The sequence below is a fragment of the Francisella sp. 19X1-34 genome (genome assembly GCF_041102755.1).
In the GTDB taxonomy this organism is placed as follows: Bacteria; Pseudomonadota; Gammaproteobacteria; order Francisellales; family Francisellaceae; genus Francisella.
The window spans coordinates 25,752-36,895 of the sequence record NZ_JBGCTX010000015.1 but is presented as its reverse complement, the minus strand read 5'-3'; the positions used below and the strand labels follow the sequence as shown (position 1 = coordinate 36,895).

Sequence of the window (11,144 nt, the reverse complement as noted above, 5' to 3'; positions counted from 1 at the left end):
CATATCTAGGAATGATTAAATTAGCTTGTACTTTTATTTGGCTTCGATGAAAATTTATTTTTGTGCACAGAGCCTAAATACATTTTGTTTTTATAAAACTCATAAAATAGTTTGTAATTAAATCTAAGGACAAATTTAGCGATATCATCTGGGGTGTATGATTTTCCTTCTCCACATACACAATTTTCCATATATCGCTTTCCAATATCTGGATTTGGATTATCAGAGAACATTTCTTTAACAGTATTAAAAGCTTCTTCAGAAAATCCTTTTGAATAATTATTCAAAATACTCTCTTTACAAATCCTATGTTCTGAATTACAAATAACAATTTTTTGTATCTTAGAGCTTAGTTTTTCATAATATTTACTAAGAAATTCTAATATAACCCATCCACCAAGTGAAACTCCTGCCAAATAAATTACAATATTTTTGTCATTTAGGCTTGTTATATACTCATAGTAGTCATCAGCAACATAGTCTAGAGAAAAATTCTCATAATCATCACTATACCCATGATTTCTATAATCTAAATAGTGTATATGAAAGTCTGTATTAAACTTATCCCAGAAGTTTCTATATATATTATGAGAAGCAATACCTGGCCCACCATGGAAGAATACTATATGCTTATTTGAATCGTTTTTAGATTTAATGTGCTTACTATATATCATACACTACCAATCAAATTGTCATTACTGAAGTTTAACAAATTTAGTTAAAATTTAGATCTATTATAACACCAACAATCTACCAAATGATCATTGACTAAGCCTGCTGCTTGCATATAAGCATAAATAATTGTTGGACCTACAAAACTCATGCCTCTCTTTTTCAAATCTTTTGAAATTTTCTCACTAATATCTGTAGATGCTGGAACATCCTTATAAGATTGCCAGCTATTTTTAATTGGTTTATTATTTACAAATGACCATAAATAATTAGAAAAACTACCGAATTCTTTTTGAATTTTAAGAAATATTTGAGCATTTTTTCTAGCAGAGTAAATCTTTAATTTATTACGAATAATTTTTGGATTTGACCGCAAAGACTCTAATTCTATATCTGACATATTTGAGACTTTTACAGGATCAAAATCATAGAATACAGCTCTATATCCTTGCCTCTTTTTTAATATAGTTTCCCAATTTAAACCAGCTTGAGCTCCTTCTAAAATCAACAGTTCAAAAAGTTCTTTATCATCATACTTTGGGATACCCCACTCATTATCATGATACTCAGCGTAAATTTCTTGACCTTCTTTATTACCAAAACAACGTTTTTTTCTTTCCAAACTAGAGCTTAAACTTCAAACATCCATATCTAAATTATAGACGATATTAAATCAAAGAATAAGCTTATATATTATCAATTAATGTTTGAGTAAATCCTGGAGGCAGCTGAGTCTTAATATATTGTAAAAACTCTTGACTAATAATCTTTTGAAGATCTTCTTCTTTATAAGGAGGAATATCAATATTCTGATTCTCTTGAACTAAATTTGGCCAGTTTGGATTACCAATAGCAGCTCGTCCTAAAGTGATAAAATCTAGGCCTAAATCAATTGCTTGTTTTGCCTGCTTTGCTGTATAAATACCTCCACCTGATAATAAAGTCACCTTTGAACCTAGTCTTTGACATACATAGCTAACTAAAGGCTTAGAATCACTATTAGAGCTATCTAGAGACATCTGTACATTCACAAGTGATAGATTTATAAAATCTACACCTTCTTTGGTTATCATAGCTGCTATCTGGATCATTTCATTAACATCCAAACCATCTCCTAATGGAGATAGCTTCACTCCTATAATGAAATCATCAGGAACACAAGACCTACAAGCCCTTACAACATCCAAAAGTAGTTTAGAGCGCCCTTTTAAATCTCCTCCATACTCATCATTACGTAAGTTTGTCGTAGTACTGATAAATTGCGTAAATAAATAACCATTAGCCGCATGAATTTCAACACCAGAAAATCCCGCTTGATAAGCTCGTTTTGTAGCACTAGCAAAATCTTTAACTATAGCTTCAATCTCAATAACTCTAAGTTCTCTAGGAGTCTCAAAATCAGCAATAGGTAGATGAAATTCACTAGCACTACTAGGCTGAACTCCTGTTATACTTTTAGGGGATCTTGAACCTCCATGAAAAAGTTGAACCAGACCAATAGCTGTATATGATTTGATCATATTTGCTAATTTTTTCAAGCCAGGGAGATATTTATCATCATAAATAGCCATTTGCCCTTCCCAACTTTGACCAGTTTTAGATACATGACTAGCACATGTAATAATAGTACCAAAGCCTCCTTGTGCCATTTTTTCTAACCATAAATACTCTTTTTCGCTAACAAAACCATCCGAACAACTCTGCATTGTAGTCATTGCTGAAGCAACTAATCTATTTTTAGCGATTAACTTATCTTTAAAATAAGGCGATGATATTCTATGCATAATGACAATCCTTAAATATATTTGTAGTTTAAACAAAAGGTTATACACTAATTTAGATAAATTCTTTTTAAAGAAAAAGTAGCCAATTTCGAAAAGAGTATTCGATTTTTTTGTAGTAATTAATTTAAGCATCTAGGTTTTGTTATGTGATAATAGCTAGTATGTGATACTTAATATTTTATAACTATAGTATATCATTATGAGTGAGACCTTATTTCCATACCGTGTATTTCAACTATTAGCTAAAACAAATAGTTTCACAAAAACAGCTCAGATCTTAAATCTTGCAAACTCATCAGTCTCAAGGACAATTCAGCAGCTTGAGCAAGAGCTAAATATTGAACTAGTCCAACGTAGCACACGACATATAAAACTTACTAATGCTGGAGTTATATTTCTTGAAGAAATTAATGCTATTTTAAATCAAATTGATAATACAAAAAAAACACTACTAGAGAATAGCAATTCTGCTAGTGGTGTTGTAAAGATCACCTCACCTGAGTATTTTGCACATCAATATATAGCCCCTTTGATAAAAGACTTCAATGAGCTATACCCAAACATCAAGATTATTATAGATTGTACTTCTAAATGGCTTAATCTAGAAACATCTAACTATGATATTTTTATTCGCGCTGGAAAAATTCATGACTCAAACTTTTTAGTAAAAAGACTTTTTTCATATGATTACAACTTAGTTGCTTCACCTAAATATATTGAAAAACACCCTGAAATCATTAATGCTGAGCAACTAAAACAACATAATTTACTAGTACTTCAATTAAATAGTGCATATCATACTTGGCTTCTAAAATACAATGATATTGAAACGCGTTTAAATCCCAGTGAATATTCAAATCTTGAAAGTAACAGTACCGAGCTAATTCTAAAAGCAATTCTAAATGGTACTGGTGTATCACTACTTCCAAAACCTCTTGTCGAACCATATATAGAAAGTGGACAACTTGTTAGTCTACTTAATAAATATAAAGTCACAGCAAACCATTTCCAAAACAATATGTATTTACTCTACAACAAACAAAGTTTATTTCTCAAAAAGAACAAAATTGTAATTGATTACTTATATGAAAAATTGGCTTATAAATAAACTATCCTACTTTATATCATATAACTTTACTGAAACTATATATTGTTATTATTCTTAGGTACCCACAGATCAGCTAACTGTGAAGCATCAACTTGTGTGGTAGTTTGATTACTACCATCTACACTACCTCCATCAATATCATCATCTGATGTATTTGCTGCTATGATCTCTGCCATCTTATTTGAATTTGCTGCTAATAACATCTGAAACTCATCATTTGTATCTATAATAAGCGCGTCATTATTAAACTGTGACTCAAAATAATCATCTATACGTAAAGAGGATAATTGATCACTGAAGTCTATCAGCAAGTCATCATCTGATCTTGAAAATAATATATCTTCTTTTGAAATATCATCTAGCTTTAGTGTATCTGTAGAGCCATCTCCCGCTAAATTGATAGTATCACTACCATCTCCAGTTGAATAATTATAAGTATCTGATCCTGCTCCTCCAGCTAAAACATCATCTCCCTGGCCTCCAGTTATAACATCATCACCAGCCCCAGCTTTAATAATATCATTACCTAAGCCTCCTGATAATTTATCTGAGCCTGCTCCAGTTTCTATCCTATCGTTACCAGATCCTCCATCTATAGTATTATCTCCACCATTTAGAGCTTTAACTATATCATTACCAGCACCAGCATCTGCTATATCATCCCCTGAGCCTAAATAAACTGTATCATCTCCAGCTCCTGCATGTACAACATCTACTATATCATTTGTACCTACTATCTTATCTGATGAATCTGTACCTAATGTGACTGGTTGGATATCCTCTATAGCTTTAAAACTACCATCTGTAAACTCAAAGCCTGATACTTTAGTTTGATAGCCACTCTTTTCATAGAATTTCTTAACTAATAATCCTTGTTCAGGATCTGCTCCTACTTGAACAAATAAATCTTCATTTCTTTGCAAATATTGAACATCATCTTGAGATATATTTTCACCAAATACTATCTTATCTGTCTGATCTGTAACATCTAACTTAGCTGCTCTGATTGTATCTAGTCCATCACCTAGATTATAGTTGATAACGTTATTTCCTAACTCTCCACTGATATCATCATTACCTAAGCCACCAGTTATAACATCATCGCCAGCTCCGGCTTTGATAATATCATCACCTAAACCACCTGATAATCTATCTGCACCAGCCCAAGTTTCTATCCTATCGTTACCAGATCCTCCATCTATAGTATTATTACCACCATTTAGAGCTTTAACTATATCATTACCATCGCCAGCATCTGCTATATCATCACCTGAACCTAGATAAACTGTATCATCTCCAGCTCCAGCATGGACAACATCTACCGCATCATTTGTACCTATTATCTTTTCTGATAAATCTGTACCTATATGGGTTGGTTCTGGCTTATTCATCTGATCTAAGATATCTCTAGGAGAAGCTAGTGTACCATCCGCAAATTCAAAGCTACCTATGTTACTACCTTGCTCAACACCAAAATTAACTAGTCTAAATCCTTGTGTTTCATCACCTTTGACATTAATAACTAAATCATTACCATCTTGGTTATAGCTTAAGTCTTCTTGAGTGATTCCTTCGCCAAATACTATTTTATCACTACCTTCATAACCCTCACCCAGTGAGCTAATACTATCAAAACCATCTCCTAGATTGTATTTGATTATATTCTCTGTGCCTGATATACTTATAGAATCATTACCCGCTCCACCTGTGATTATATCTGAGCCTTCATTTCCCGAGATAATATCATCTCCATCAACACCATATATGAAATTACTATTATCATTACCAGTTAAAGTATCTGATTGATCTGTGCCTATCGTAATATCTGACATATCAAGTACACTTCCATCAGCAAATTCAAATCTATTTACTGGTGAGTAATAGCTACTACTTGAATGATAAAAATTCTCAATCCTTATCCCTTGACTATCATCGCCACCAATTGTAACTACTAAATGATTTCCTTGTTTAGCAAAGCTTAAATCTTCGAAGCTTATACCTTCGCCAAACAATACCTTATGATTTCTATGAGCATATACACTACTTGTGTTCTGTCTCTTAATTACATCAAAATCATCTCCTAGATTATACTTATATATATTTCCACTAGCTCCCCAGTTTGAAATGATTGTATCATTTCCTTTACCACCTTCTACATAATTTGATTCCTGATTTAGCCAATTACCTGTATGGATAGTATCATCTCCAGCTCCTCCATATAGCTTATCATTACCAGAGCCTCCTTGGAGTGTATCGTTACCTTCTCCTCCTATTAAAACATCATTATGTGAGCCTCCATCTAGGTAGTCATCTCCTGCTCCTCCTTCTAAGGTGTCGTTATTATCTTCTCCATATAATTTATCATTCCCTTGACCACCTTGTAGGGTATCATTACCCTTTCCAGCTTTTAATGTATCATTTCCTTCATTACCAATAAGAGATTCTGACCAGTCTGATCCTGATAAGACATCATTTTCAGATGTTCCTACAATATCAAAGTTTAAATCTGAAGCATTTACAATACTTCCATCATTAAACTCAAATCTATTAACTGGTGATCTATATCTAGCCTCATTTAAATAAAAGTTATCTAATCTCATTCCCTGAGATTCATCCCCATTAACTATAATAACTAAATGATTACCTTGCTTTTGAAAGTCTACATCCTCTTGAGATATTCCTTCTCCAAATAATACTCGATGATCTCGGTAATTATGATCAAAATGAATACCTTGATTCTTAATTACATCAAAGCCATCACCTAAATTATATTTATAAGTATTATTCCTAGCCCCCCAGTTCGAAATGATCGTATCATTACCTTGACCACCTTCTACATAATTGGATGTGCGATCTAACCAGCTTCCAGTATGAATAGTATCATCTCCAGCTCCTCCATATAGCTTATCACTTCCATAGCCTCCTTGGAGTGTATCGTTACCTTCTCCTCCTATTAAAACATCATTATGTGAGCCTCCATCTAGGTAGTCATCACCAAACCCACCTTCTAAGGTGTCATTATTATCATCTCCATATAATTTATCATTACCTTGACCACCTTGTAAGGTATCATTACCTTTTCCAGCTCTTAAAGTATCATTCCCTTCATTTCCAATTAGGAATTCTCCCAAATCAGAGCCTGATAAAACATCATCTTCAGATGTCCCTACAATATCAAGATTTAAATCTGAAGCATTTATAATAGTTCCATCACTAAATTCAAAACTTCCAATTTGTGATCTAGAGTTTATATCTGAATTATAAAAGTCTTCAATTTTCATTCCTTGAGTAGAATCATCTTTAACAAAAATTAGTAAGTCATTATTTTGTTTATAAAAGCTTATATCCTCTTGAGATATTCCTTCACCAAATAAAACCCTATCTGAATCATTTCTCTCATTCCAGTTTCCATGAGTTTTCTTAACGGTATCAAAACCATCTCCTAGATTATATCTAACTGTATCTATAGATCCATGACTAAGTATAAGAGTATCATTATCTAAACCTCCTTCTACGATGCTATTCCAACTTCTTTGACTAGTACTAATAGTATCACTACCACTGCCTCCTAGAAGAGTATCATCTCCTCCCCACGAGTCTCCTCCGGTGAGGATATCATCACCTGCTCCACCATCTATAATATCGTGACCCTTGCCTCCATGGATAGTATCATCTCCATCCCCACCTAAAATGTAGTCATTTCCTGAACCTCCATCTATATTATTATTTTCAGAGCCTCCTAATATTACATCATTATCTGAGCTACCACTTACTGTCACATTTGATGATATTTCTATCTTAGCATCATTATTTAGATTTATTTGTTCTAAGATATCACTTGGTATATCCCTAATAAAACTCTCTAAATCAAAGTCATAACCATAATTTTCAAAAGTTGTACCCATATATTTTTCTAAGCTCTTATAAATGTCCAATCCCAAGTCTAAACTATCTATCATTTGCTCATGTATATACTCATTAACTCCATCAAAATTAACTTCTATCTCACTAGTCTCAGCATTAAATTCAAACTGTAGATTTTCAACTATTTTTGGATATTCTGACTGTATAAATATTGACTCATTAACTGATGATACTAACCCATCGTAGGCTTCATATATATACCTTAAATGATCAGTAGTATATGGGAAACTTCCTCCAGATAATGATAAACTTCCTCCTTTTGATATCCCATAAACACTACTTGCACCAAAAAAGTTTGTTTTACTATGTCCTACACTTATAGATAACTGATGATAAGAACCTTTATCAGTAATTTCATAATTAAAAATCTCTTGTGTTGATAAAGCCTCTACTACTCGGGTCTTATTCATAACATCACGCACTTCATAAAGTGGCTCGTTATAATATACTCTTGTATTATCAGATAAAGTTAAGCCATCCAAACTATCAACTTTTGAAATATGTCCTGATGTTTTGACCCATTCTTGAAGTAGATTATCTGTAAAACTAGTTTTAGCCTTATAATTATCAGCATCTTTTATTTGCACTAAAATATCAGCTAAAGCTGGACTTAAAGCTGCTGCTTGTTGTAAATCTCTAACTGCTCCTATACCTTGGACATTCAACATTCCATCAAATGATGATGTGTCTAATTTATCCGTAAATTCTCTATAAATAGCGTTTTGATTAAAATCTAGATTTCCAATACTTGCTGTAGTAGCATCTGTACGTGTATAGCTACCAGTTTTTGAGATGACTCCTCCATCTGTAGCAATTGCTGTTGCTTGGCCTGTTAGATTTATACTCTCTACACCTGCCTCGGCTAGAGTTAGTAACTCTCCCTCATCTGTCACACCATCTTGATCAGAGTCTTTCCATACTTTGACTTCAGAAAATGCTGAGTCTTGCTCATTAAATACACCATCGTTATTGGAGTCTAAATCACTCAAAGCATCAAAACCATCTTTTGCTTTTGTACCATCTGCTTTTAAAGTATTATCTCCAAAGAGTTCCCTACCACTATCTATAGTATTCGAGTTATCCAAATCGCGAACTAATAGACCATCATCAGCTCCTGACCATCCAGTAGCTCTTTTAACATTATCTGCATTATGGTCGAACAAAATCTTTTGATCTACAGATGTGGTTTCAATACCATCTCCATCTAAATCAAGTACAAGGGGATCTATTACATTACCTCTAGTAGAATCAAGTGTTTTTGATACTAAATCTTGAATAAGATCTGCACTACTGACTACTGTACTAGAGCCCTCAACTCCAAATAAATTATCGATTAAATCACTACTTTTTAGAGACTCAATAAATTGACTTTTAGCCTCTGCATTTGGTTGCTCTGATATAGATTTACTCAGTACTTGTAATATATTCTGATTAGCAGGATCTCCTCCAAACACATCAATAACAATATTATCTACTGAGTATCTGATATTATCTACTCCATTGTAGTTGTTATAACCTCCAAATACCTTTTCAAAAAAGCCTTTCTTTGTCTCAATCTGATTTAATTCATTAAATAAATTATCTTTATTAAAATATAATGGATTAGCTTTATCTGCTAGATATTCAGAATACTCAATTGCATAATCTGTTGTACTTAAATTCTGAAGTTGTTGATTTATGGTATTTGCTTGTGTATCCAATGTAGATAAGTACTTTTGTGTCATAACTGTATTTAGCTGATCTGGAATTATATTACCTTCAGCATCATAAGCGCTAAATCTATAGTTTTTAATACCATGTAAATTTACACCATTAAACAAATCAGTAAAGCCATCTGCAATACCGTAGCCACTAGTGATTGGAACTACATGACCAAACTGAGTAGATGTAAAATTTTCTGGTACTGCATCATTTGCTCGCACATAGTTTATAGTTACACTTTTTAGAACACTTTCAAAAGTAGCGAAAGCCTCAGGATTAGCTCTTTGTAAAACTTCTGTAGTACCATATCCTTCAAAGCTCACATTGCCCATCAGATTTTTACCGCTTTCTAATACATATAATGCTTGAGCATCTGAACCTGGCTTACCAAGTGAGAAACCAGTTGTAAAGACATTATCTTTGGCAGCACCTAAATCAACACCTCTTTTATCAGTTTTCTGCTGATCATAAACATTTTGCATAAACTCAACTGATTGCTGTACATAAGGAGGGTTTGATTGATAAAGTGCCATTTGAGCATCCTGTGTAAGATCAATCGCACCATCTGTACCTCTATTTACAAATCCAGTAGCTATACCATCTGTAACGGCAAAGCCATGATAGGTTTGTTCGCCCTGATACAATAGACTGTTATCAGTATACCCTCCGGGTTTAGCTGCGATAGTAGAAGTTGTCTCAACTAAAGTATATTTTTGAAGAGACTCTTTATAATACTTAGAATCACTTAACAAATTATAATATAAATCACTTCCATACTCGACAACTTCTGTATTAACCCAGCCATCTTTTGTATAAAAGATCTCGGCTAAATTTTTACCTCTTTGATTCTTAATAAATGTAGTATCTAAATTACCGTCTTTATCTTTTAAACCATATAAACCTTTTGCAAAAGCCACTTCATTTAATATAGATGTATCCTTATCTGTAAATTCTGGTTTTGATATTAAATTACTCATGACCTTCTCCTACTTCTGATTTGATAATATGTTTTTTACTTGCGAATAATATTTGGTGTCTTTTAAAAAATCTTGTTTTCTTTTATCTTCTGATGTTAAGTAAGTGAATTTTGATGAGAAATCAAGTAACTCCTGTATATTCATCTTATTTAAATCAACCAAATCATTACCACATCGACTATTAGCTTTTAACCTTCTAGCTTTACAATTAGTCTCACTATATAAGAACCAATATGAGTATTTATGACTCCAGACATTTTTTTGTTCTTTTCTAACCTCTTTAGCAGAGCTTTCATAAGCTTTAAGTGTTAAAGCCTGAATTATATGCGTACCTGTAATTTTATATAATTCTTTATTTAGGCTTCTAACCATTACCATGATTTTAACAATATTTTCAGGGTTTCTTTCAACTTCAAAAACATTGATAGTCACTCCATCAACCTGCAAATATTTATAAAACTTTTTAAGCCACTCTTCTGCGCTTAGACTCCAATAATCTCCAATTAGCTGTGATTTTGGCAAGCCACACCTAGTGCCCTCTTTACAAGTAAAATTAATTCTTATCTCATTGCTACTAAAATCTTTTGAGATAATTTTTTTGTTTATATCATTTACTATTTTTCTAGTTATAATCTGATAACCACAGTCTGATTTAGCACTCCAATCAGAGTTTTTTGTATTAATCAAAACCCAACAAGCATCTGAACTGTTATCACTTGGTTTAATCCTAACTTGTTTTAACTGCCAGTCCAAACTAACCACCTCATAATCACGATGATATTTTTGCTCAGCATAGTCCTTGGCAAAACTCTTCATCTCGTTCATCTTTAGGCGATTACCTATGACATAGTCCCATAAACCACAGTATGCTAGTGTTGGTATTAGTAGACTAACTCCTAAAAGTGTTTTTATTAGTTTTTTGTTCATTTATTCACCTCTGCAAAAGCCACTTCATTTAATATTGATGTATCTTTGTCT

Annotated in this window: 6 protein-coding genes; 1 reads left to right on the top strand and 5 read right to left on the bottom strand. The window is 32.8% G+C overall.

Annotation, left to right across the window (positions count from 1 at the left end):
• Nucleotides 1–20 precede the first annotated feature (20 nt).
• The 3 genes from AB8E56_RS03780 to AB8E56_RS03770 form a co-directional block, all read right to left on the bottom strand.
• Nucleotides 21–674 carry an alpha/beta fold hydrolase gene (locus AB8E56_RS03780; protein WP_329478128.1) on the bottom strand — a complete coding sequence of 218 codons (654 nt, stop codon included), beginning with the start codon at nucleotides 672–674 and terminating at the stop codon, nucleotides 21–23.
• A 44-nt stretch (nucleotides 675–718) separates the two neighbouring features.
• Complete coding sequence (locus AB8E56_RS03775) at nucleotides 719–1,294, bottom strand: DNA-3-methyladenine glycosylase I (protein WP_329478126.1); 576 nt, start codon at nucleotides 1,292–1,294, stop codon at nucleotides 719–721.
• A 64-nt stretch (nucleotides 1,295–1,358) separates the two neighbouring features.
• Nucleotides 1,359–2,456: an NADH:flavin oxidoreductase gene (locus AB8E56_RS03770; protein WP_329478124.1), complete on the bottom strand. Its 1,098-nt coding sequence runs from the start codon at nucleotides 2,454–2,456 to the stop codon at nucleotides 1,359–1,361.
• A 199-nt stretch (nucleotides 2,457–2,655) separates the two neighbouring features.
• On the opposite strand from AB8E56_RS03770, the gene AB8E56_RS03765 reads away from it, so the two are divergent.
• Nucleotides 2,656–3,564: a LysR family transcriptional regulator gene (locus AB8E56_RS03765; RefSeq protein WP_329478122.1), complete on the top strand. Its 909-nt coding sequence runs from the start codon at nucleotides 2,656–2,658 to the stop codon at nucleotides 3,562–3,564.
• 35 nt (nucleotides 3,565–3,599) lie between these two features.
• Here AB8E56_RS03765 and AB8E56_RS03760 read toward each other — a convergent pair whose 3' ends face one another.
• Nucleotides 3,600–10,166: a calcium-binding protein gene (locus tag AB8E56_RS03760; RefSeq protein ID WP_329478120.1), complete on the bottom strand. Its 6,567-nt coding sequence runs from the start codon at nucleotides 10,164–10,166 to the stop codon at nucleotides 3,600–3,602.
• 9 nt (nucleotides 10,167–10,175) lie between these two features.
• Nucleotides 10,176–11,093, bottom strand: coding sequence for a hypothetical protein (locus tag AB8E56_RS03755; protein ID WP_329478117.1), 918 nt, complete (start codon nucleotides 11,091–11,093; stop codon nucleotides 10,176–10,178).
• Nucleotides 11,094–11,144 lie beyond the last annotated feature (51 nt).